Origin of the sequence: Chromobacterium sp. Panama (assembly GCF_003052555.1) — a bacterium.
Taxonomy (GTDB): domain Bacteria; phylum Pseudomonadota; class Gammaproteobacteria; order Burkholderiales; family Chromobacteriaceae; genus Chromobacterium.
In genome coordinates, this window is the sequence record NZ_QARX01000001.1 from 1,051,258 (window position 1) to 1,073,783 (window position 22,526).

Annotated in this window: 20 protein-coding genes; 16 read left to right on the forward strand and 4 right to left on the reverse strand. The window is 62.4% G+C overall.

Annotated features, from left to right (window positions below; all coding sequences use genetic code 11):
- Positions 1-184: 184 nt before the first annotated feature.
- The 6 genes from DB032_RS05020 to DB032_RS05045 all read left to right on the forward strand — a co-directional run bounded on the left by DB032_RS05020 (position 185) and on the right by DB032_RS05045 (position 5,679).
- On the forward strand, positions 185-637 hold the full coding sequence (locus tag DB032_RS05020; RefSeq protein ID WP_107798506.1) for a rhodanese-like domain-containing protein: 453 nt from the start codon (positions 185-187) through the stop codon (positions 635-637).
- A gap of 193 nt (positions 638-830) precedes the next feature.
- Positions 831-1,652 carry a shikimate dehydrogenase gene (gene aroE, locus DB032_RS05025; protein ID WP_107798507.1) on the forward strand — a complete coding sequence of 274 codons (822 nt, stop codon included), beginning with the start codon at positions 831-833 and terminating at the stop codon, positions 1,650-1,652.
- Between the two features lie 111 nt (positions 1,653-1,763).
- A complete protein-coding gene (mtgA, locus tag DB032_RS05030) occupies positions 1,764-2,450 on the forward strand; it encodes a monofunctional biosynthetic peptidoglycan transglycosylase (RefSeq protein WP_199225817.1) in 687 nt (228 codons plus the stop codon).
- 201 nt (positions 2,451-2,651) lie between these two features.
- Positions 2,652-4,091 carry a magnesium transporter gene (gene mgtE / locus DB032_RS05035; protein ID WP_107798508.1) on the forward strand — a complete coding sequence of 480 codons (1,440 nt, stop codon included), beginning with the start codon at positions 2,652-2,654 and terminating at the stop codon, positions 4,089-4,091.
- An 8-nt stretch (positions 4,092-4,099) separates the two neighbouring features.
- Positions 4,100-4,918, forward strand: coding sequence for a peptide chain release factor N(5)-glutamine methyltransferase (gene prmC / locus DB032_RS05040; RefSeq protein WP_107801692.1), 819 nt, complete (start codon positions 4,100-4,102; stop codon positions 4,916-4,918).
- Positions 4,918-5,679, forward strand: a complete 762-nt coding sequence (locus DB032_RS05045) for a phosphatase PAP2 family protein (protein WP_107798509.1) — start codon at positions 4,918-4,920, stop codon at positions 5,677-5,679. Before prmC ends, DB032_RS05045 begins: the two co-directional genes overlap by 1 nt.
- Positions 5,680-5,802: 123 nt before the next feature.
- Here the strand turns inward: DB032_RS05045 and DB032_RS05050 are convergent, their stop codons facing one another.
- On the reverse strand, positions 5,803-6,282 hold the full coding sequence (locus DB032_RS05050) for a peptidylprolyl isomerase (protein WP_107798510.1): 480 nt from the start codon (positions 6,280-6,282) through the stop codon (positions 5,803-5,805).
- Between the two features lie 140 nt (positions 6,283-6,422).
- Between DB032_RS05050 and DB032_RS05055 the strand changes: the two genes are divergently transcribed.
- The gene (locus DB032_RS05055; protein WP_107798511.1) at positions 6,423-7,556 is read left to right on the forward strand and encodes a cupin domain-containing protein; all 1,134 of its coding nucleotides are present in this window, start codon (positions 6,423-6,425) and stop codon (positions 7,554-7,556) included.
- 695 nt (positions 7,557-8,251) lie between these two features.
- Here DB032_RS05055 and bamC read toward each other — a convergent pair.
- On the reverse strand, positions 8,252-9,379 hold the full coding sequence (gene bamC, locus DB032_RS05065; protein WP_107798512.1) for an outer membrane protein assembly factor BamC: 1,128 nt from the start codon (positions 9,377-9,379) through the stop codon (positions 8,252-8,254).
- Positions 9,380-9,410: 31 nt separating this feature from the next.
- Positions 9,411-10,286 (reverse strand): 4-hydroxy-tetrahydrodipicolinate synthase, encoded by an 876-nt coding sequence (gene dapA / locus DB032_RS05070; protein ID WP_107798513.1) that lies wholly within the window; start codon positions 10,284-10,286, stop codon positions 9,411-9,413.
- Between the two features lie 175 nt (positions 10,287-10,461).
- On the opposite strand from dapA, the gene DB032_RS05075 reads away from it, so the two are divergent.
- Together DB032_RS05075 and fabG are read left to right on the forward strand one after the other, a co-directional pair.
- Entirely contained in the window at positions 10,462-12,093 is a 1,632-nt protein-coding gene (locus tag DB032_RS05075; protein ID WP_107798514.1) for an ABC-F family ATPase, read from the forward strand.
- Positions 12,094-12,347: 254 nt separating this feature from the next.
- A complete protein-coding gene (fabG, locus tag DB032_RS05080) occupies positions 12,348-13,088 on the forward strand; it encodes a 3-oxoacyl-ACP reductase FabG (RefSeq protein ID WP_043638508.1) in 741 nt (246 codons plus the stop codon).
- 67 nt (positions 13,089-13,155) lie between these two features.
- On the opposite strand, the gene cysB is transcribed toward fabG, so the two are convergent.
- A complete protein-coding gene (gene cysB / locus DB032_RS05085; protein ID WP_107798515.1) occupies positions 13,156-14,100 on the reverse strand; it encodes an HTH-type transcriptional regulator CysB in 945 nt (314 codons plus the stop codon).
- A gap of 112 nt (positions 14,101-14,212) precedes the next feature.
- Between cysB and DB032_RS05090 the strand changes: the two genes are divergently transcribed.
- The 7 genes from DB032_RS05090 to lspA all read left to right on the forward strand — a co-directional run bounded on the left by DB032_RS05090 (position 14,213) and on the right by lspA (position 22,511).
- Entirely contained in the window at positions 14,213-14,917 is a 705-nt protein-coding gene (locus DB032_RS05090) for a phosphoadenylyl-sulfate reductase (protein WP_107798516.1), read from the forward strand.
- 19 nt (positions 14,918-14,936) lie between these two features.
- Positions 14,937-16,595, forward strand: a complete 1,659-nt coding sequence (locus DB032_RS05095; RefSeq protein ID WP_107798517.1) for a nitrite/sulfite reductase — start codon at positions 14,937-14,939, stop codon at positions 16,593-16,595.
- The gene (locus DB032_RS05100) at positions 16,579-17,091 is read left to right on the forward strand and encodes a DUF934 domain-containing protein (protein WP_107798518.1); all 513 of its coding nucleotides are present in this window, start codon (positions 16,579-16,581) and stop codon (positions 17,089-17,091) included. Before DB032_RS05095 ends, DB032_RS05100 begins: the two co-directional genes overlap by 17 nt.
- Before the next feature lie 238 nt (positions 17,092-17,329).
- Positions 17,330-18,007, forward strand: coding sequence for an OmpA family protein (locus DB032_RS05105; protein WP_107798519.1), 678 nt, complete (start codon positions 17,330-17,332; stop codon positions 18,005-18,007).
- Positions 18,008-18,180: 173 nt separating this feature from the next.
- On the forward strand, positions 18,181-19,116 hold the full coding sequence (locus tag DB032_RS05110; protein WP_107798520.1) for a bifunctional riboflavin kinase/FAD synthetase: 936 nt from the start codon (positions 18,181-18,183) through the stop codon (positions 19,114-19,116).
- Positions 19,113-21,890 carry an isoleucine--tRNA ligase gene (ileS, locus tag DB032_RS05115; protein ID WP_107798521.1) on the forward strand — a complete coding sequence of 926 codons (2,778 nt, stop codon included), beginning with the start codon at positions 19,113-19,115 and terminating at the stop codon, positions 21,888-21,890. The genes DB032_RS05110 and ileS overlap by 4 nt, the downstream gene beginning before the upstream one ends.
- Positions 21,891-22,022: 132 nt before the next feature.
- Positions 22,023-22,511 (forward strand): signal peptidase II, encoded by a 489-nt coding sequence (lspA, locus tag DB032_RS05120; protein ID WP_048412579.1) that lies wholly within the window; start codon positions 22,023-22,025, stop codon positions 22,509-22,511.
- Positions 22,512-22,526 lie beyond the last annotated feature (15 nt).

A 22,526-nucleotide genomic window follows, 5' to 3' on the forward strand; every position in this document is an offset into this window, starting at 1 on the left:
ATGCACCAAAATAGGGCGTTGACGGCATTGCAGCCGTCTTCGTCGATATGGATAATCCGTATATTCCGTATATAAGGTAACGAGAGCGGCTGACAAAACCCCGCTAAGACGCTGAGGCCGGCCGGCGCAGCGTCAAGGGGTGTCGGCGGTTCGACAAGGCGGCCGGGCCGCGGGGAGAGCTTGCATGGATCAGATGACGCGGCTATTGCAACAGGCGCGGCGCCGGGCGGAAGAACAGGGCTTGCCCTATCGCGGCGCCTTGACGCCGCAGGAAGCGCACCAGCTGAAGCAGGCGATGCCGGAAGCAGTGCTGCTGGACGTGCGCAGCGCGGCGGAATGGCAGTTCGTCGGCGTGGTGCCCTATGCCCAGCGGCTGGAGTGGCGGAGCTTTCCCGGCATGCAGCCCAATCCGCGTTTCATCGAGCAATTGCAGGACATGCTGCCCAAGGACGGCGTGCTGATGCTGATGTGCCGTTCCGGCGTGCGCTCGGACGAAGCGGCGCGCATGGCCGCCGCCGCCGGTTACACCGAAGCCTACAACGTGCTGGAGGGGTTTGAGGGCGACAAGGACGCCGACGGCCACCGCAACACCGTGGGCGGCTGGAAAGCGCGCGGCCTGCCCTGGCAACAAGGCTGAGCCGGGGCCGGCGCGGCGACGTCGTGGTTGAAGTTTGGCGTATTCCACGGCAAAGTGTCATAGCGCCGCCGGCAGGGCGGCGCGGACGCGACGAGAGCCGCCAACAAAGCCAAGCGCGACGAGGCGCCGGGGTTTTGTTAGCCACTCTCTATCCGAATACCGAAAACATAGCCAAATCTTGGAAAGCTGACTCATGACCGACCGTTACGCCGTTATCGGCAACCCTGTTTCGCACAGCCAGTCGCCGTTCATCCATAACGAATTCGCGACGGCCACCGGCCAGGATATCGCTTACGACAAGTTGTTCGCCGAACTGGGGCGTTTCAACGAGGTGGTGGCCGAGTTCGTCTCCGCCGGCGGCAAGGGCCTCAATATCACGCTGCCGTTCAAGGGCGACGCCTACCGTTTCGCCAATGAGCTGACCGAGCGCGCCCGCGCGGCGGAGGCGGTCAATACCCTGTGCTTCCGCGACGGCAAGATCTACGGCGACAACACCGACGGCGTGGGCCTGGTGCGCGACATCGTCGATAATCTGGACTACCCGATCGCCGGCGCCAAGGTGCTGATTCTGGGCGCGGGCGGCGCGGTGCGCGGCGTGCTGGAACCCATCCTGGCGCAAAAGCCGGCCTCCTTGACCATCGCCAACCGCACGCTGATCAAGGCCGAGGCGCTGGCGCATCACTTCGCGCCCTGGGGCAAGGTGGAGGCCATAGGCTACGAGCAATTGAAGGGCCGCAGCTTCGACATCGTGATCAACGCCACCTCGACCAGCCTCAGCAATGAATTGCCGCCCATCCCCTACGGCCTGTTCACCGCGCGCACCCTGGCTTACGACATGGTGTACAGCAAGGGCCTGACGCCTTTCTTGCAACGCGCGCAGGCGGAAAACGCCGGCATGCTGGCCGACGGCCTGGGCATGCTGGTGGAGCAGGCGGCGGAGTCCTTCGCCATCTGGCGCGGCGTGGAGCCGGCCACCCGCAAGGTGACCAATATGCTGCGGGAAGTGCTGGCCTGACGCTCGCCGGGTCCGGCGGGTCCGGACCCATCAACAAGGCGTCGCTTTTCCCTCCCGCGGTTTGAATCCCAATCCCCCTTGCCCTGCGAGGGGGCTCGCTTCGCGAGTCAGATGATGCGTCTCTTCCTGAAAGTACTGGCGGCCCTGATGGCCGCCTTTCTGCTGTATAACCTGTGGATCTTCGGCCATATCGTTTATTGGCGCGGCCACAATCCGTCGGCCAGCGCCTTCATGAACGAACAGCTGGCCAAGCTGCAGCAGGACGACCCCGAGGCGGAGCTGCGCCACAAATGGGTGAGTTACGAGCAGATCTCGCCCAATCTGAAGCGCGCGCTGATCGCGTCGGAAGACGCCAAGTTCGTCGATCACGAAGGTTTCGATTGGGACGGCATCGAGGCCGCTTTCGAAAAAAATCTGAAGAAGGGCAAGATCGTCGCCGGCGGCTCCACCATCAGCCAGCAGCTGGCCAAGAATTTGTTCCTGTCCAGCAGCAAGACGCCGTGGCGCAAGGTGGAGGAAGCCTTGATCACGGTGATGCTGGAAACGGTGTTGGACAAGCGGCGCATTTTCGAGATTTACCTGAACGTGATCGAGTGGGGCAACGGGGTTTTCGGCGCGGAGGCGGCCTCGCGCTATTACTACCGCTCCAGCGCGGCGCGGCTGTCTTCGTCGCAGGCGGCCAAGCTGGCGGCGATGGTGCCCAATCCGCGCTATTACGACAGCCATCGCGGCGCGCCGGGCCTGGCGCGCAAGACCCGCATCATCCAGCGGCGTATGGGCTATGTGGAACTGCCGTGAGCGCCCGGGGGCCGGATTGGAGCGGCGCAGGCGGCATGTTACAATCGCGACTTTCTTTGAGTGCGCCATGCGCGAGGCATGGCGGCTACGCAATGGACTTACCCAGTTACCCCGTAATCCAATCCCGATTTACCGTTAGAGAATAACGCCCGCCTCAGACCGCCCGCGCCGCGCGCGCCATCTGGGCGGAAGGAGACGTGCATGACGGTTGCCTTCAAGCAACAATCCGCCGATCGTCTGCAAGAAAGCCTGGCCCTGGTGCAGCGCCTGATCGAGCGCCAGCGGCAGTTGGAAGATCTTGTATCCCGTCAGGAGGCGTCCGAGCCGCCGACGGACCCGCTGGCCCCGCATTACAATCTGGAAGCGCTGCGGCTGAAGCTGGAGCAGCTGCACCCGGCCGACGTCGCCCATATCCTGGAAGCCTTGCCGCTGGAAGACCGCCTGCTGGTCTGGGACCAGGTGGGCGGCGCGCGCGACGGCGCCATCCTGCTGGAAGTGTCCGACGCGGTCAGGGAATCGCTGATCGAAGTGATGGAGCACGGCGAGCTGGTCAACGCCGCCGAGCAACTGGACGCCGACGAACTGGCCGAACTGGCGCCGGACATGCCGCGCCAGGTGGTGTACGAAGTGATGGGCGGCCTGGACGAGGAAGAGCGCGCCCAGCTGCAATCCGCGCTGTCCTACGATGAGGACAAGGTCGGCGCGCTGATGGACTTCGACCTGGTCAAGATTCGCGCCGACGTCAGCTGCGAAGTGGTGCTGCGCTATCTGCGCCGTTTCGACGAACTGCCGGCGCATACCGACAAAATCTTCGTCATCGACGACTTGGGCCTGCTCAAGGGCGTGCTGTCCATCCGCAAACTGCTGGTGTCCGACCCCGACGCCTTGGTGGCCGAAGTGATGGCCACCGAGCTGGTCAGCTTCAGCCCGGACGAGGACGCCGCCGACGCGGCGCTGGCCTTCGAACGCTACGACTTGATCACCGCGCCGGTGGTGGACGAGGCCGGCAAGCTGATCGGCCGGCTGACCGTGGACGAGATGGTGGACGTGATCCGGGAGGAATCCGACAGCGAAGTGCTGAATCTGGCCGGCTTGAAAGAGGAAGAAGACCTGTTCGCGCCGGTGATCGATTCGGTGAAGAACCGCTGGGCCTGGCTGGCGATCAATCTGTGCACCGCCTTCATCGCCTCGCGGGTGATCGGCGTGTTCGAACACTCCATTTCCCAATTGGTGGCCCTGGCCGCGCTGATGCCCATCGTCGCCGGCATCGGCGGCAACTCCGGCAATCAAACCATCACCATGATCGTGCGCGCGCTGGCCATGGGGCAGATGCAGCTGAGCCAGGCCTGGCGCTTGTGGCGCAAGGAGTTGCGAGTCAGCATGATCAACGGCGTGCTGTGGGGCGGGGTGATAGGCAGCGTGGCCTGGCTGTTGTACGGCAGCTTTTCGTTGGGTCTGGTGATGCTGGGCGCGATGCTGCTCAATCTGATGCTGGCCGCCACCATGGGCGTGTTGATTCCCTGCCTGATGCAGCGCTCCGGCCGCGACCCGGCGCTGGGCTCCAGCGTGCTGATCACCGCCTGCACCGACTCCGGCGGCTTTTTCATTTTCCTGGGTCTCGCCACCCTGTTCCTGTTGTGAAGACCATGCTGACGATAGCCGAGGCGCTGCGCCTATACCCCTTGCCCCGCCTGGAAGCCCGCATGCTATTGCAGCAGGCGGCGCCGGAGCTGACTCACGCCCGCATCGCGGCCTACCCGGAACAGACGCTGAGCGCGGAACAGGAGGCGTGTTTCCGCGGGCTGGCCGCCCGGCGCGCCGCTGGCGAGCCGGTGGCCTATCTGATCGGCCGGCGAGAATTCTACGGCCGCGATTTCACCGTGGGCCCGCAGGTATTGATCCCCCGGCCGGAAACCGAGCACTTGATCGAGGCGGCTTTGCAGAGGTTTGGCGACCGCGCCGCCCGCGTTGTCGACCTGGGCACCGGCAGCGGCGCCATCGCCGCGACGCTGGCGCTGGAGGCGCCGGCATGGCGGGTCTGCGCCGTCGATCTGTCGCCGGAGGCGCTGGCCATCGCGCGCGGCAACGCGGAACGCCTGGGCGCGCGCGTCGATTTTTATCAGGGCAGCTGGTATCAAGCCTTGCCCGAGGACGCGGTCTTCGATCTCATCGTGTCCAATCCGCCGTATATACAGCGCGACGACGAACACCTGGGGCAGGGGGATGTGCGTTTCGAGCCGCGGATGGCGCTGACCGACGAGGCCGATGGGCTGGACTGTCTGCGCGCCATCGCCGCCGACGCGCCGCGACGGCTGGCGCCGGGCGGCGGCTTGATCGTCGAGCACGGCTACGACCAGGGCGAGGCGGTGCGCGGGCTTTTCGCCGACGCGGGTTTGCTGCAAGTGGAAACCATTGTCGATCTGGCGGGTCTGGATCGAATCACCCTCGCAACGATGAAAGCTGACTGATGTGGTTTAAGTTGTCCTGTCTGCGCCGGCTGTGGCCGGCGTTGTTGTTATTGCCGCTGGCGATTCCGCTGGCGGCGTCTCCGGTCTTCAATCGCGATTTATTCCTGATTTTGCATGAAGCCGGCCGCGTCGCGCCCGGCGCGTTCTGGCGTCTGTTGAGCGTGCTGGGCGACTGGCCCACGGTGCTGGCCCTGCTGCTGGCCTTGAGCTGGCGGCGGCCGGACAAGCTGCCGGCCTTGTTGGCGGGCTGCGGCGTCGGCGTGTTTCTGGCCATCGTGCTCAAGGCGGGCTTCGCCGTGCCGCGACCGCCGTTGGCGCTGCCGTCGGGCTCGGTGCAATTGCTGGACGATTTACCCGGCAACGGCTCTTTCCCCTCCGGCCATGCGATGGCATCCGCCACGCTGGCGAGCTTTCTTTATTATTCAGGCGTCTTGCGCCGCGGAGCCTTGCTGACGGCGGCCGTGGCCTTGGTGATGCTGTCGCGCTTGGCGATAGGCGTGCACTGGCCGCTGGATGTGACGGTGGGCGCCTTGCTGGGATGGGCGTCCATGAGCACCGCTTGCCGCTGGGCCTGGCCTCGGGGATGGCCGGCGGGCTTGAGCGCGCGGCTGCAGTCGCTGATGCTGCCGGCCTTGGCGCTGCAGCTGCTGTGGCTGTTGTACAAGCCGGGCAGCCATGAGGAGTACGGCCTGAGGCTGGCGGTGTGCGCGCTGGTGCTGGCCGCGGGTTGTTGGCGCTGGCGGCGCACGCGCTTGGGATAGCGCCGGAGCGTTCGCGCTCAGGCATGACAAAGGCGGCCCAATGGGCCGCCTTTGTCGAAATCAGGCCGGCGCGCCGGCAAAAGCATTACAATGACGCCGGTGCCGGCAGGGCCGGATGCCTGATCAATGGTGGTGGCCGTGCTCGCCGTGGGCGTGACCATGGCTGACTTCATCGGCGCTGGCGGCGCGGATTTCCACTACTTTGGCGGTGAAGCGGATGCTCTGGCCGGCCAGCGGGTGGTTGGCGTCGACCACGGCCTTGCCGTCGGCGATGTCGGTGACGCGGAACAGCAGCACGTCGCCGGTTTCCGGATCGTCGGCTTCGAACATCATGCCGACTTCGACGTCAGCCGGGAACACGTCCAGGTCTTCCAAGCGGATCAGTTCTTCTTCCGGGTCGCCGAAAGCGTCGTCCGGCGTCATCTTGACGTCGATGGCGTCGCCAACGGCCTTGCCTTCCAAAGCTTCTTCCACCAGCGGGAAGATGCCGTCGTAGCCACCGTGCAGATAGCTGATCGGCTCTTCGGTCTTGTCGAGGAGGTTGTTGTCAGCGTCGAACATCTCGTAGTGGAGGGTCACGACGGTGTTTTTGGAGATTTGCATGAGTGCGGATCCGTGAAGGAAGGTAAATAAAGCGGATGGCGGCGCAAGCCGGCCATCGAAAACGATTTTCAGATGCGCCGCCAATTGCGCGCATCCCATATTGTAAACCATTGCCGGGCGTTTCAGCCCGTGAAACTGCCATGAACACAACAACTTTGCTGGGCGGGATGTCGCCCGAACAGTTCCTCGCCGAGTACTGGCATAAGAAGCCTTTGCTGATCCGCGGCGCCCTGACCGAGGTGGGGCCGCTGGCGGATTTTTCGGTGCTGTCGCAACTGGCGACCCGCGAAGACGCGGAGTCGCGTCTGATTGAATGCCGCAACGGCCGCTGGAGCCTGGAGCGCGGTCCGTTCCGCCCGGCGCGTTTCCGCCGGCTGCCGGAGACGGACTGGACCTTGCTGGTGCAGGGCGTTAACCAGCATCTGCCGCATATCGACGAGCTGCTGTGGCGCTTCAACTTCATTCCCTACGCGCGGCTGGACGATCTGATGATCAGCTACGCGCCGCCGGGCGGCACCGTGGGGCCGCATTTCGACGCCTACGACGTGTTCCTCTTGCAAGTGGGCGGGCGCAAGCGCTGGCAGATCTCCACCCAGCACGACGACGACTTTATCGAAGACGCGCCGATCCGGGTGCTGAAGGACTTCCGTTGCGAGCAGGAGTTCGTGCTGGAGCACGGCGACATGCTCTATCTGCCGCCCAAGTGCGCGCATCACGGCGTGGCGCTGGACCCGGGCATGACTTATTCGATCGGCTTCCGCGCGCCGCCGGCGCAGGAACTGGCGACGCAATTCCTGGTGCATCTGCAGGACCGCATCTGCGCGGAAGGCGTGTACGCCGATCCCGGGCTCAAGCTGCAGCAGGACCCGGCGCGGATCGGCGACGAGATGGTGGAGCAGGTCAGCCGTCTGCTGGAGCAGATCCGTTGGGACAAGGCCGCGGTGGGGGACTTCCTGGGCCACTATCTGACCGAACCCAAGGCGCATGTATTTTACGACGCGCCGGAAGAGGAGTTGGATGAGGCCGAATTCGAGAGCGAAGCGACATTGCGCGGACTGGAACTGGACCGCAAGAGCCAGATCCTGTTCTGTGGCGATAGTTTCTATTGCAACGGCGAGAAACTGGAGGCCGCGGAAGAGGATTTCGCCGCTTGGCGCGCCTTCGCCAATGCCAGGAGCATTGCCGGCGCGGCGCTTGGGCCTGGCATGCAGGAATGTTTGTACGAGGGATACCTGGCAGGCTATTGGCATTTGGCGACGAATGTAGCAAAATAACCACAGAAATTGTTCGGATGCGCAAGTGATATCGACAAATTCTGGCCTCAACGACAGGGGTAAACGCCCGTTTTTGTGGCTATGCTGCTTTGCGGAAGAGGATTATGGGCAAAGGTGTTTTTTTGGAATTTTGCCCCCTATACAGCCTTTTTTTTCGTGATACAATTTGCGCACTGATGGATTTTCAGTCGCCCGGCTTATTTCGAAGACCGTGCGATAACTGACGTCTTGTTCAACTTATCCTCAAAGGTAATGAAAAAATGAAACAGTCGCTCCTCGTTGCTGCCCTGCTGGCTGTAGCCCTGTCCGCTTGCGGTAAGAAAGCTGAAGCTCCGGCTGAAGCTTCCGCTCCTGCTGTTGAAGCATCCGCTCCGGCTGCCGCTCCGGCATCCGCTCCGGCTGCTGAAGCTTCCGCTCCGGCTGCTGCTTCCGCTCCGGCTGCTGAGGCTTCCGCTGCCAAGTAATTCTTGGCCTGCGACAAAAAAACCGGCTATGGCCGGTTTTTTTGTATCTGTAGCAAATGGAACAAGGGGTGTTGCAACATGAAAACAACACAATTGTCTGTTCGCTACAAAGCGTTACATTTCGCCTGATAACGGATGGCCGGATTCATTGACCGGCCATTGGGAAAACAAGGCGCAAAGAAAAGCCCGCGATAGCGGGCTTTATCTTTTGGGACGCGTTGATTTCGCGTTTTATTGCAGCTCGGTTTGCAGCTTGGACAGCGCGGCCTTGCTGAAGGCGTCCGACAGCGGCTTGCCTTGTTTGTCCTGGATGGACACCGTGCTGGAGCCGGGCGCGGTTTCCTTGATCTGCACGCGGTATTCCTGCTCCGTGGGTTTGGCGGATTTGCCGTCGTCGCTCTTCCAGAAGGCGAGGCCGGACCAGAAACCGCCGGACTCGTTCTTGTCGGTTTCGCTCTTGGCCGGTTTGACGAAGTAAACGCCCTGGGAACGGTCGCGGTCGCTGACCACCAGGCCGACGCGGTCCAGCGCCAGGCCGACGCGGCGCCATGCGCGGTCGAACTCGTCGCTGAGCAGCAACTGGCCGTCTACGATGGGGGTTTGCGGCTTGGCCGGCGCGCTCAGCGTCTGCTTGACCTGTTCGCGGGCTTTATCTTCCGCCATGCCCAGATTCATCATGAAGCGGCCCAGCAACTCGGCTTCCAGGCCCGGGTCGGTGGCGCGCGGCTGCCAGATGGTATTGGTCTTGGTGGTGTCGGCATAGACTTCTTCCATGCCGCGGTGGGAGAAGTAAACTTCCGTGCCGTTGGCGGTCTTTTCCAGACGAATGCGGAACTTGTCGCGCTCGCCGGTGGAGTAGACGCTGCCGAGGCCGACGGTTTCCAGCAGCTTGCGCAGGCCGTCGTTGGGCAGTTTGGCGCGGTTTTCCGCCCAGTCCGTTTCCATCACGCCCACAGCCGGGTCTTCGCTCTTGATCACGAAGCCGTTGTCCTGCCAGAAGGCTTTCAGCGCGGGCCACAGCTGTTCCGGGCTCTTGCCGGATACAACCAGCCAGCGCTGGGTGCCGGCGCGTTCCATCTTGACGTTGTCCAGCTGGTTCAGCGCGACCGAGCTGCCGGCCGCCGGCTGTTGCGCCGGCGCGTCGGTCTTGGCGCCCTGGGCGGCGGCGCTGGCGGCGCCTGGGATGGTGTATTTGTTCTGGACTTGCGGCGCGGTCAGATCCGGCGGCACTTCCAGAGTGTTGACGGTTTTGGGCTTGTCGGACTGGTAGTCCAGCTTTTTGGTCAGCGGCTGTTGCGAGCTGCAACCGGCGATAATGCCAGTTGCCAGCAGAATCGCGGCGGGCGCGGTTCGTTTCATGCGGTCTCCCATCGTTTCGGCAGGGGAAGGGTTAAAGGACGTCGGCTTGTTTCATCGCCGCTTCCACGGCCGCTTGCGCGTCGGGGGAGAGCGGAGTCAGCGGCAGGCGGATGCCGGAGGGAATCCGGTTCATCCGCGTCAGCGCCCACTTGGCCGGAATCGGGTTGGGTTCGATAAACAGCTGCTTGTGCAGGCCTTGCAGCTTGTCGTTGATCTCGCGAGCCAGCTTGGCGTTGCCGCTGGTGGCGGCTTTGCACAGCTCGCTCATGGATTTGGGGGCGATGTTGGCGGTGACCGAGATCACGCCGTGGCCGCCGCACAGCATGAAGGCCATGCCGGTGGCGTCATCGCCGGAATAAAGGGTGAAGCCATCCGGAACGCGCATGACCAGATCGCAGGCGCGGCCGATGTCGCCGGTGGCGTCTTTCAGGCCGACGATGTTGGGGTGGGCGGCCAGGCGCAGCGCGGTGTCGTTGCTCATGTCGGCAACGGTGCGGCCGGGCACATTATAAAGAATGACCGGCAGCTTGCTGGCGTCGGCGATCGCTTTGAAATGCTGGTACAGACCTTCCTGAGTGGGCTTGTTGTAATAAGGCACGACGGACAGCACGTAATCGGCGCCAACCTCCTGGGACAGGTGGCTCAGCTCGATCGCTTCGGCCGTGGAGTTGCCGCCGGCGCCGGCGACGACTTTGACGCGGCCTTCAGCGTATTCGACAACCGCCTTGACCACGGCGATATGCTCGGTCACGTTCAATGTGGCGGATTCGCCCGTGGTGCCAACCGCGACAATGCCGTCGGTGCCATTCTCAATATGGAAATCGACGAGTCGTCGCAGTGCCTCGTAGTCCACCGAGCCGTCTGCGGACATCGGGGTGACCAGGGCGACCAAGCTGCCGGTAAGCATAGTTCAGCCTATCTCAGGGAATAGAAAACAAGGCTTACGATTGTAGCGGAATTCCAGATGCTGGCAAAAGGTAGGCGGCGTTTCCGTGACGGACGGCTCGGGAAAACGTCGGCACTGTGCTAGAATCCCACGTTTTTCCGATACTTACGGCTATTTGGCTGAAGGATCCCTAAGCGTGATTACCACAAGCAACATTACCATGCAGTTTGGCGTCAAACCTTTGTTCGAAAAGGTTTCCGTCAAATTTGGCGAAGGCAACCGTTACGGCCTGATCGGCGCCAACGGTTCCGGCAAATCCACTTTTATGAAGATTCTGGGTGGCGACCTGGAGCAGACCAGCGGCGAGGTGGCCATCGAGAACGGTCTGCGCCTGGGTAAGCTGCGTCAGGATCAGTTCGCCTATGAAGATCAGCGCGTCATCGACGTGGTGATGATGGGCCACACCGAGATGTGGGCTGCGATGAGCGAACGCGACGCCATCTACGCCAACCCGGAGGCCAGCGAAGACGACTATATGCACGCGGCCGAACTGGAAGCCAAGTTCGCCGAATACGACGGCTACACCGCCGAGGCGCGCGCGGGCGAGCTGCTGATGGGCGTGGGCATTCCGGTGGAACAGCACGCCGGCCCGATGAGCGAAGTGGCGCCGGGCTGGAAGCTGCGCGTCTTGCTGGCGCAAGCCCTGTTCTCCAATCCGGACATCCTGTTGCTGGACGAACCGACCAACAACCTGGACATCAACACCATCCGCTGGCTGGAGCACGTGCTCAACGAGCGCAACGCCACCATGATCATCATTTCGCACGACCGTCACTTCCTGAACTCGGTGTGCACCCATATGGCGGACTTGGACTACAACACCATCCGCATCTACCCGGGCAACTACGACGACTATATGATCGCGTCGGCTCAGGCAAGAGAGCGTCAGCTGTCGTCCAACAGCAAGGCCAAGGAACGCATCCAGGAACTGCAGGAGTTCGTGGCCCGCTTCTCCGCCAACAAATCCAAGGCGCGTCAGGCGACCAGCCGACTGAAGCAGGTGGACAAGCTGAAGTCCGAGATGGTGGAAGTGAAGCCGTCCAGCCGTCAGAACCCGTTCATCCGTTTTGAAATGGACGACAAGTTCAAGCTTCACCGTCAGGCGGTGGAGGTGGATCACCTGAACAAGGCTTACGACGCCAAGGTGCTGTTCAAGGATCTGAGCCTGATCCTGGAAGCCGGCGCCCGTCTGGCCGTCATCGGCCCCAACGGCGCGGGCAAGACCTCGCTGGTCAAGCTGCTGGCCGGCGCCTTCAACGCGCCGTTCGCCGAAGGCCTGAGCGCCGACCGCGGTTCGATCAAATGGGCAGAAAAAGCCCAGGTCGGCTATTTCGCCCAGGACCATGAAGCCGATTTCGACAGCGATATGACGCTGACCGAATGGATGCGCGAATGGGGCCAGGAAGGCGACGACGAGCAGGTGATCCGCGGCACGCTGGGCCGTCTGTTGTTCGGCGGCGACGAAGTGGGCAAACCGGTGCGCGTGCTGTCCGGCGGCGAGAAGGGACGCATGCTGTACGGCAAGCTGATTCTGCAAAAGCCCAATGTGATGATCATGGACGAACCGACCAACCATATGGATATGGAATCGATCGAGTCCCTGAACATGGCGCTGGAGAAGTACAAGGGCACCCTGGTCTTCGTTTCCCACGATCGTCAGTTCGTCAGCTCGCTGGCGACGCACGTGCTGGAACTGGACGGCAAGGGCGGTTACGACTACTACACCGGCAACTACGAAGACTATCTGGCCAGTAAGGGCCTGGAGTAAGCCTCGGCTCTTGGTCGGTTACACGCGGTAACTGACCTGTAGAGCAGTTGCTTTACCGGCGGGAGTCAGTGCGCTATATTGCAGTGCGTCTTGTGCGCTGCAATGGCTGCAGCGCACAAACTCCCGCTTTTCTTTTTTGCTTTAGAAAATAACCAATAAAAACAGGTGTTTGGCCATAGGTGGTCGATGGTGGAGTTGTAAGTCCGGCCTCCGGGCGGATTGCCTGTCATCTACAAAGTCAGTAAGGAAAATCCATGCGCTTGAAAGGTAAAGTCTCCATCATCACCGGGGCCGCCAGCGGCATCGGCAAGGCGACCGCCGAGAAATTCGTCAAAGAAGGCGCAGTCGTCGCCGTTTGCGACCTTAATCTGGACGCGGTCAACGCGGTGGTCGAGGAGTTGCAGCAGGCCGGCGGCGAAGCCATAGGCTATAAGGTGGACGTGACCAATAAGGGCCAGATCGCCGACATGGTCGCCGACCTGAAAAACCGCCGCGGCCGCATCGACGTGCTGGTCAACAACGCCGGCATCGTCATGGACGCCCAGTTGATGAAAATGACCGAAGACCAGTTCGACAAGGTGATCGACATCAATCTGAAAGGCGTTTACAACTGTGCCCGCGCGGTGATCGACACCATGGTGGAGCAGGGCGGCGGCGTGATCCTGAACGCGTCCTCGGTGGTGGGCGTCTATGGCAACTTCGGCCAGACCAACTACGCGGCGTCCAAGTTCGGCGTCATCGGCTTCGTCAAGACCTGGGCCAAGGAGCTCGGCAAGAAGGGCATCCGCGCCAATGCGGTGTGTCCGGGCTTTGTCGCCACTCCCATCCTGCAATCGATGCCGGAAAAAGTGATCCAGGCGATGGAAGACAAAGTGCCGATGCGGCGCATGGCCGACCCGACCGAGATCGCCAACGTCTACGCCTTCCTGGCGTCCGACGAGGCCAGCTACATCAATGGCGCGGCCATCGAGGTGACAGGCGGCCTGACGCTCTGATCCTGCGCCCCTGTACGCGAAAACGCCCCGATATCGGGGCGTTTTGTTTTGTCTGGCCGGAAGCGGCTCAATCCTCGCTGTCCGGGTCGCGCGCCAGCAGCGCGGCTTCGACTTCGCGCCGGTGCAGATGGGGCGCGAACAGTTCGATGAAGGTGTAGGCGAAGCCGCGCAGATAGGCGTCCTTGCGGATGCCGATCTTGGTGGTGGACGGCTCGAACAGATGGCCGGCGTCCAGCAGCTGCAGATTGATATCGCGCTCCGGCTCGTAGGCCATGCTGGCGATGATGCCGATGCCCAGCCCCAGGCTGACATAGGTCTTGATCACGTCGGTGTCTATCGCGGTCAGCACCACATTGGGCGCCAGGCCCTGATCGGCGAAGGCCTTGTTGATCTTGGAGCGGCCGGCGAAGGCGAAGTCGTAGGTGACGATGGGGTAGCGTGCGATGTCCGCCAGCGTCAGCGGGCGATCCAGCTTGGTCAGCTCGTGCCCTTCCGGCACCACGATGGAGCGGTTCCATTCATAGCAGGGCAGCATCGCCAATTCCTTATACAAGGCGATGCCTTCGGTGGCGATGGCGAGGTCGGCTTCGCCGGACACCACCATTTCGCAGATCTGGGTGGGGCTGCCCTGCTTGATCGACAGCCTCACCTTGGGGTAACGTCGAACGAACTCGGCGATGGCCGGCGGCAGCGCGTAGCGCGCCTGAGTGTGCGTGGTGGCGATGGTCAGCGCGCCTTCCGCCTCCTTGGAGAATTCGTCGCCCACCCGTTTCAGATTCTGCGCTTCGCGCAGAATGCGTTCGGAAATGCGCAGCACCTCCTTGCCCGGCTCGGACACCGAGACCACCCGCTTGCCGTTGCGGATGAAAACCTGGATGCCCAGCTCGTCCTCCAGCAGCCGGATTTGCTTGGAAATGCCCGGTTGCGAGGTGTGCAGCTTTTCCGCGGCCTCCGAGACGTTCAGCCCTTGCTTGGCCACCTCGACCAAGTAACGCAGTTGTTGCAGCTTCATGCGACGCCATCCTCTATAAAACCTGTAGTAATTAAATACTAACACAATATTCTTTTCGGTTTATAAGCGGCTTGGGTAGGATTGTCATGAAATTTCCTGCCTGGAGCCTTTGATGAGCCTGGAAGCAAAACTGGACGCCACCGTCGCCTGCCTCAGGACGATCGCGGCCGAGCATCCGGACGCCGTGCTGGCCAACAGCTATGGCGCCGAGGACATGGTGCTGACCGATCTGATCGCCCGCCTGGGCCTGGGCATCGCGGCCTTCAGCCTGGACACCGGCCGCCTGCCGGCGGAAACCTACGACCTGATGCAGCGGGTGGAAGAGCGTTATCCCAGCCACCCCGTCGCCGTGTATTTTCCGCAGTCCGCCGCGGTGGAGCAGTATGTGGCCCTCCACGGCATCAACGGCTTTTACCGCAGCGTGGACGCGCGCAAGTCCTGTTGCCAGCTGCGCAAGCTGGAGCCGCTAAGGCGCGCGCTGGCAGGGCGTTCGGCCTGGATCACCGGGCTGCGGCGCGAACAGTCGCCGACGCGCCAGGATCTGCAGGTCAGCGAATACGACGCCGACAACGGCCTGCAAAAGTTCAGTCCGCTGCTGGACTGGAGCGAGGGCGAGGTCTGGGACTATCTGCGCGCGCACGAAGTGCCCTACAACGCCCTGCACGACCGCCATTACCCCTCCATCGGCTGCGCGCCCTGTACCCGGGCCATTTCGGTGGGCGAGGACGTCCGCGCCGGACGCTGGTGGTGGGAAAACCCCGATTCCAAGGAATGCGGCCTGCACGTCAAGGCCAGCCCGTTGAAACGCCCGGCATAGCGCCGCCTGAAAGAGCACCATGTATCAATATGATGAAGTCGATCACCGCATCGTGCGCGAGCGCGTGGTTCAGTTTCGAGATCAGACCCGGCGCTATCTGGCCGGCGAACTGAGCGAGGACGAGTTTCGCCCGCTGCGGCTGATGAACGGCCTGTACGTGCAGCGCCACGCGCCCATGTTGCGCGTCGCCATTCCCTACGGCCATCTGCGCAGCGGCCAGCTGCGCAAGCTGGCCGACATCGCCCGCCGCTACGACAAGGGCTACGGCCATTTCACCACCCGCCAGAACATCCAGTTCAACTGGCCGGAGCTGGCGCGGGTGCCGGATATCCTGGAAGAGCTTTCCACGGTGGAAATGCACGCGATCCAGACTTCCGGCAACTGCGTGCGCAACACCACCACGGACGCCTTCGCCGGCGTGGCTGGCGACGAGCAGCTGGATCCGCGCCCCTGGTGCGAGATCATCCGTCAGTGGAGTACGCTGCACCCCGAGTTCACCTTCCTGCCGCGCAAATTCAAGATCGCGGTGTCCGGCAGCGTGGAAGACCGCGCGGCCACGCGCGTGCACGACATCGGCCTGCACGTGGTGCGCAACGAGGCCGGCGAAGTCGGTTTCCGCGTGATGGTGGGCGGCGGACTGGGGCGCACGCCCATCGTCGGCGACGTGGTCAAGGATTTTCTGCCCACCCCGCATCTGCTGACCTATCTGGACGCGGTGCTGCGGGTCTATAACCGCTTCGGCCGCCGCGACAACAAATACAAGGCGCGCATCAAGATCCTGGTCAAGGCGATGACGGTGGAGGGCTTCGCCGCCAAGGTGGAGGACGAATGGCTGCATATCAAGGGCGGCCCGGCCACGCTGCGCGACGAGGACGTCGCGCACTACGCCAGCTTTTTCACCGATCCGCCGTATCAGACGCTGCCGGCCAATCCGCCCGAGCTGCGGACCTGGCTGGAAGAAGACAAGGGCTTCGCCCGGTGGGCGGAGCGCAATACCCGCGCTCACAAGCGGCCGGGTTATCGCTCGGTCGTGCTGTCGCTGAAACGCGCCGGCGTGCCGCCCGGCGACATCAGCGCGGAACAGATGGACGCGGCGGCGGAATTGTCCGAGCGCTTCGGATTCGGCGAACTGCGCGTCGCCCATGAACAGAACCTGGTGCTGCCGGACGTGCCGGAAAAGGATTTGCACGCCTTGTGGCAGCTGGCGCGCCAGCATGGCTTCGCCACTCCCAATATCGGCCTGCTCACCGACATCATCTGCTGTCCGGGCGGCGACTTCTGCTCGCTGGCCAACGCGCGCTCGATTCCGGTGGCCGAGGCCATCCAGCAAACCTTCGAGGACATGGACTATCTCTACGACCTCGGCGACATCGACTGCAATTTCTCCGGTTGCATGAATGCCTGCGGCCACCATCACATCGGCAATATCGGCATTCTGGGCGTGGATAAAAACGGGGAAGAGTGGTACCAGATCACGCTGGGCGGCAGCCAGGGCAGCGCCACCAGCATAGGCAAGGTGATCGGGCCCTCGTTCGCCCAGGCCGACGTGCCCAAGGCTTTCACCACCATCATGAGCGTCTATCTGGAGCAACGCGGTCCGGGCGAGCGCTTCATCGAAACCGTGCGCCGCATCGGCATCGAACCCTTCAAGGAGCGGGTGTATGCCAAACATCATTAAACAGGGACAAGTCCGGCCCGACGATTGGAATCTGCTGCGCCAGGATGAAAACGGCCAGTTGCCGGAAACCGCCGCGGGCGGCAATGTGATCGTGCCGCTGTCCGATTGGCTGGAACGACGCGCGTTCTGGCGCAGCCATGCGGCGCGGGTGGGCGTCTGGCTGGGACCGGAGGACGATCCGGCGCGGCTACTGGTCGATTTGCCAGAGCTGGAGCTGATCGCCGTCGATTTTCCGGCCTTCACCGACGGGCGCGGCTACAGCCATGCGCGCTTGCTGCGCGAGCGTTACGGCTATCGCGGGGAACTGCGGGCGATCGGGGATGTCTGGCAAGACTTGCTGCATTCCATGGCGCAAGTTGGTTTTGATGCATTTGCCATCAAGGACGGCAAGACACTGGAATCTTCGCTGGATGGTTTCAATACTTTTAGCGAAAACTATCAGGCTACCGTGCTGAACCCGCTGCCACTGTTTCGTAGGCGCGTCACATCGGTGTAATGTGTGGCTTATGCGAGACAGAGGCTGAAAAAAAACGCTTTTTTTGACGTTTTTTTGCAACGGATTGCTCGCAATCTGTGGCGCCTCAAGTTGACATGGGATTGCAGCGTTTCTATAGTGCGGGTTAACTGCATAAACACAGTTTGCAGATCACCCTGTTGTTTGCAGTAAAATTGTTCGTGTGGTCTTTGCGTCAGCCCGCATTGCTACCCATTTTATAGATTAAAGAGGGAATAACATGACTAAACAGCTGAAACTGAGCGCCCTGGTTGCTGCTCTGTTGGTTTCCGCTAGCGCTTTTGCTGCTAAACCTGGCTATGCCGTTGACCAGTCCACCGAATCCGTGACTCGCAACAACTACGGCGAGTGCTGGAGAACCAACTTCTTCGACAAGGCCAAGGACGGCCTGGTTGAATGTGGCGACCGTGAAGCTGCCAAGCCGGTAGCCGAAGCTCCGAAGCCGGTGCTGGTTTCCGAAAAAGAAAAAGTCACCCTGTCCGCTAAAGTGCTGTTCGACTTCGACAAGGCCAAGCTGCGCGCCGACGCCAAGAACGAACTGGACCCGCTGGTTGAAAAGCTGAAAGCCAACGCCGGCAAAGGCTACCTGAAGTCCGTTGAAGTTGCTGGCTACACCGACTTCATGGGTTCCGCCGCTTACAACAACCGTCTGTCGCAAGAGCGCGCCGACGCTGTTAAAGGCTACTTCATCGCTGCTGGCGTTCCGGCTGAAAAAGTGACCTCCGTAGGTCGCGGCTCCGCTGAAGCCAAGATGACCGCCGAGTGCAAGGCCAAATTCCCGAAATACCAGAAGAAAGGTTCCAAGCAGAACCTGGCTATCAAGGAATGCATCGAGTCTGATCGTCGCGTTGAGCTGACCATCGACGCGGTTAAAGAGTCCCTGGTTGAGAAGAAGTAATCTCGATTAGTCGCTCTGTTCAAAAAGCCCCGCAATCTTGCGGGGCTTTTTGCATTGGACGGCGGAGGGCGGGCTCCTTTCGCCGTCGGCGCCCCAATTGCGTTTCATGTCTGGACGCTATCCGTGGCTGGCAGATACAATCGAAGGTTTTCAGGACGCAATAAGACCAGCACATGCAGGTATTTTTTGGAGATCCGCGGCGTTATCAGCTGCCAGCCTGCGCCTTGACCATCGGCAATTTCGACGGCGTGCACCTTGGCCATCAGAAAATGCTGCAGCGCCTGCGGCTGGAAGCCGACGCGCGCGGCTTGCCGACGGCTCTGTTGACCTTTGAGCCCCATCCGCGGGAGTTCTTCGCGCGCGACAAGCCGCCCGGCCGCCTGTCCACGCTGCGCGACAAACTGGCTTTCTTGCAGCGGCTGGGCCTGGTCGACTATGTGTTCGTCTATCGCTTCAACCACGGTTTCGCCGGCATGTCAGCGCAGGACTTCATCGACAAAGTCCTGGTGCAGGGCCTGCAGACCAAGTATTTGCTGATCGGCGACGACTTCCAGTTCGGCGCCAAGCGGCAGGGCCACTTTGAGATGTTGAGCTCCTGTCCCCATTTCGTCACCGAGGCGATGCCGACGGTGCTGGCCATGGGCGAGCGAGCGTCCAGCAGCCTGGTGCGCGAGCGGCTGGCCGCCGGCGACTTGAGCGGTGCGGAAAGCCTGCTGGGGCGCGAGTACCAGATTTCCGGCCGCGTGGTGCACGGCAAGAAACTGGGCCGTACCATAGGTTTCCCCACGGCCAACATCCATCTGCCGCATTTGCGTCCGGCCTTGCAGGGCGTGTTCGTGGTGCAGGCGGAGACCGACGCCGGCGTGCTGGGCGGCGTGGCCAGTCTGGGCTTGAACCCGACGGTCAGCGATACCCCGGACTACAAACTGGAAGTGCATCTGTTCGATTTCGCCGGCGATCTCTACGGCCAGCGGCTGACGGTGCGATTCCTGAAGAAACTGCGCGACGAGGCGCGGTATGATGATTTATCGGCGCTGATCGCTCAGATCGAAAAAGACGCGGCCAGCGCCAAGACCTATTTGACAAGTTTGCAGCGAGAGCAGGCATGAGCATCGATTATCGAAAAACCGTAAACCTGCTGGATACCCCCTTCGCCATGCGCGGGGATCTGGCCAAACGCGAACCGGCCTGGGTCAAGCGCTGGCAGGAGGAGAAGCGCTACGAGAAGCTGCGCAAGCTCTCCGCCGGCCGTCCCAAGTTCATCCTGCACGACGGCCCTCCGTACGCCAACAACGACATCCACCTGGGCCACGCGGTCAACAAGGTGCTGAAGGACATCATCGTCCGCTCCAAGACGCTGGCCGGTTTCGACGCGCCCTATGTGCCGGGCTGGGACTGTCACGGCCTGCCCATCGAACTGATGGTGGAGAAGCTGCACGGCAAGGACATTCCCGCCGCCAAATTCCGCGAGCTGTGCCGCGAATACGCGAAAGAGCAAGTGGCGCGCCAGAAGAAGGGCTTCATCCGCCTGGGCGTGCTGGGCGATTGGGACAATCCCTATCTGACCATGGATTTCAAGACCGAGGCCGACATTGTGCGCACCCTCGGCAAGATCTTCGAGAACGGCTATCTGACCAAGGGCGAGAAGCCGGTGCACTGGTGCATCGAGTGCGGCTCCTCGCTGGCCGAGGCCGAAGTCGAGTATGAGGACAAGCTGTCGCCGGCGATCGACGTCGGCTTCAAGGTAGTGGACGCGGACAAGGCGGGTGAAGCCTTCGGCGCCGACGCTTCCGGCGCGATGGCGGTGATCTGGACCACCACGCCGTGGACCTTGCCCGCCAACCAGGCGGTCGCCGCCGGCGCCGAACTGGTTTATCAATTGCTGGACACGCCCAAGGGCAAGCTGATCCTGGCCAAGGAGCTGGCCGAGGCGGCCTTGAAGCGCTACGGCGTCGAGAGCTGCCAGGTGTTGGGCGAGGCCAAGGGCCGGGCGCTGGAGCTCTTGCAGCTGCAACACCCGTTCTACGCGCGCCAAGTGCCGGTGATCCTGGGCGATCACGTGACCACCGACGCCGGCACCGGCCTGGTGCACACCGCGCCGGCCCACGGTCTGGAAGACTTCCAGGCCGGCCTGCATTACAAGCTGCCGGTGGCCAACCCGGTGGCGGACAATGGCCGTTACAAGACGGGCACCGAGCTGTTCGCCGGTCTGCTGGTCTGGGACGCCAATCCGCGCATCATCGAAACGCTGGAAGAGCACGGCGCGCTGGTGCACAAGGCCAAGCTGGAGCACAGCTACCCGCATTGCTGGCGTCACAAGACCCCCATCATTTTCCGCGCCACGCCGCAGTGGTTCATCGGCATGGACAAGGCCGGCCACGGCGGCGAGACCCTGCGCTCCATCAGCCAGCGCGCGGTGGACGCCACCGAGTTCTTCCCGGCCTGGGGCCGCGCGCGCCTGGACGCGATGATCAAGAATAGCCCTGACTGGTGCGTGTCGCGCCAGCGCAATTGGGGCGTGCCGATGACCTTCTTCATCCACAAGGAAAGCGGCGAGCTGCACCCGCGCACGGCGCAATTGCTGGAAGAAGTGGCGTTGCGCATCGAGCAGCAGGGCATTGAAGCCTGGTTCAGCCTGGACGCCAAGGAGTTGCTGGGCGAAGAGGCCGAGCAGTACCGCAAGCTGTCCGACACCCTGGACGTGTGGTTCGATTCCGGCTCCACCCATTTCGCCGTGCTCAAGCAGCGCGCCGAACTGGCCTGGCCGGCGGACCTGTACCTGGAGGGTTCCGACCAGCATCGCGGCTGGTTCCAGTCCTCGCTGAAAACCGGTTGCGCCACCATAGGCCGCGCGCCGTACAAGCAGTTGCTGACCCACGGCTTCACCGTGGACGACAAGGGCTACAAGATGTCCAAGTCGCGCGGCAACGGCATTGCGCCGGAAGAGATCTGCGGCACCCTGGGCGCCGACATCCTGCGCCTCTGGGTGGCCAGCGCCGACTACTCCGGCGATATGTCGCTGTCGCAGGAAATCCTGAAGCGCACGACGGAAAGCTATCGCCGCCTGCGCAACACCATCCGCTTCCTGCTGTCCAATCTGTCGGATTTCGATCCGCTGGAGCACGCGGTGCCGCTGGCCAATATGGTGGAACTGGACCAGTACGCGCTGCTGCGCGCGCGCGAAGTGCAGGAAAAGGCGGCGGGCGAACTGTACTCGCGCTACGCCTTCCACCATGTGGTGCAGGAGGTGGTGGGTTATTGCTCCGAGGATCTGGGCGCCTTCTACCTGGACGTGATCAAGGACCGTTTGTACACCACCAAGGCGGACAGCCACGCGCGCCGCAGCGCTCAAACCGCGCTGTACCACATCACCCGTAGCCTGCTTTTGCTGGTGGCGCCCATCCTGTGCTTCACCGCCGACGAGGCGTGGAACGTGCTGGTGGACAGCGAGGAAGAATCGCCGCTGTATCACGTTTGGCATGAGTTCCCGGCCCAGTCCGCCGAGCGCGAAGCGGCCTTGTCCGCCAAGTGGCAGGCCATCCGCGAGCTGCGCGCCCAGGTCAACAAGCAGATCGAAGCGCTGCGCAGCGCCGATCAGCTGGGCTCCTCGCTGCAGGCGGAGATCGAAATCGAGGCCGACGGCGAGCTGTCGCAGTGGCTGAACGCCTTGGGCGATGAACTCAAGTTCGTGCTGATTGTCTCTAAAGCCAGCGTCAAGCCAGGCGAGCAAACCCGCGTCAGCGTGGCGTCGTCCGCAGAGCAGAAGTGCGAGCGCTGCTGGCACTATCGCGCCGACGTCGGCAGCCACGCCGGCCACGGCGCGGTGTGCGGCCGTTGCGTGGACAATATCGACGGCAAGGGCGAGACGCGCCGCTTCGCCTGATCCGCGTCGACGACGCGGCGGCACGGCCGGGCCGGAAGCATGGGAACGCTCAGCGTTCCGGGCTTCCGGCGCTTTGATATAGAGTGCGCGGAGTTCCGCTTCGCGTCGTGGAAAGGTCTGATGGAATCTGCAATGACTATGCCCAAGGCCAAGCAATGGCCGAAGTGGTTTGCGCTGGCCGCGGTGATCGTGCTGCTGGATCAATTGACCAAGATCTATTTCAACGGCAATTACCAGTACGGCGAAGTCCGGGAAATCATTCCCGGCTTTTTCGGGTTTACCTTGCTGTACAATCCGGGCGCGGCGTTCAGCTTCCTGCACGACGCCGGCGGCTGGCAGAAGTATCTGTTTTCCGGTCTGGCTTTCGCCGTGTCCGGCTGGCTGGGCTGGAATATCTTCAAGAACCGCTTCAGCGGACTGATGAACCTGGCCGCGGCCTTCATCATGGGCGGCGCGCTCGGCAATGTGATAGACCGCATCGTCCATGGCCATGTGATCGATTTCATCCAGGTGCATTACTACAGCAGCTGGTCGTACCCGGCCTTCAATCTGGCTGACTCCTTCATCTGCGTGGGAGCCGCCTTGATGGTGCTGGACAGTTTCAGAAAGCCGCGCGCCTGAGCGCCGCGGCTTGAG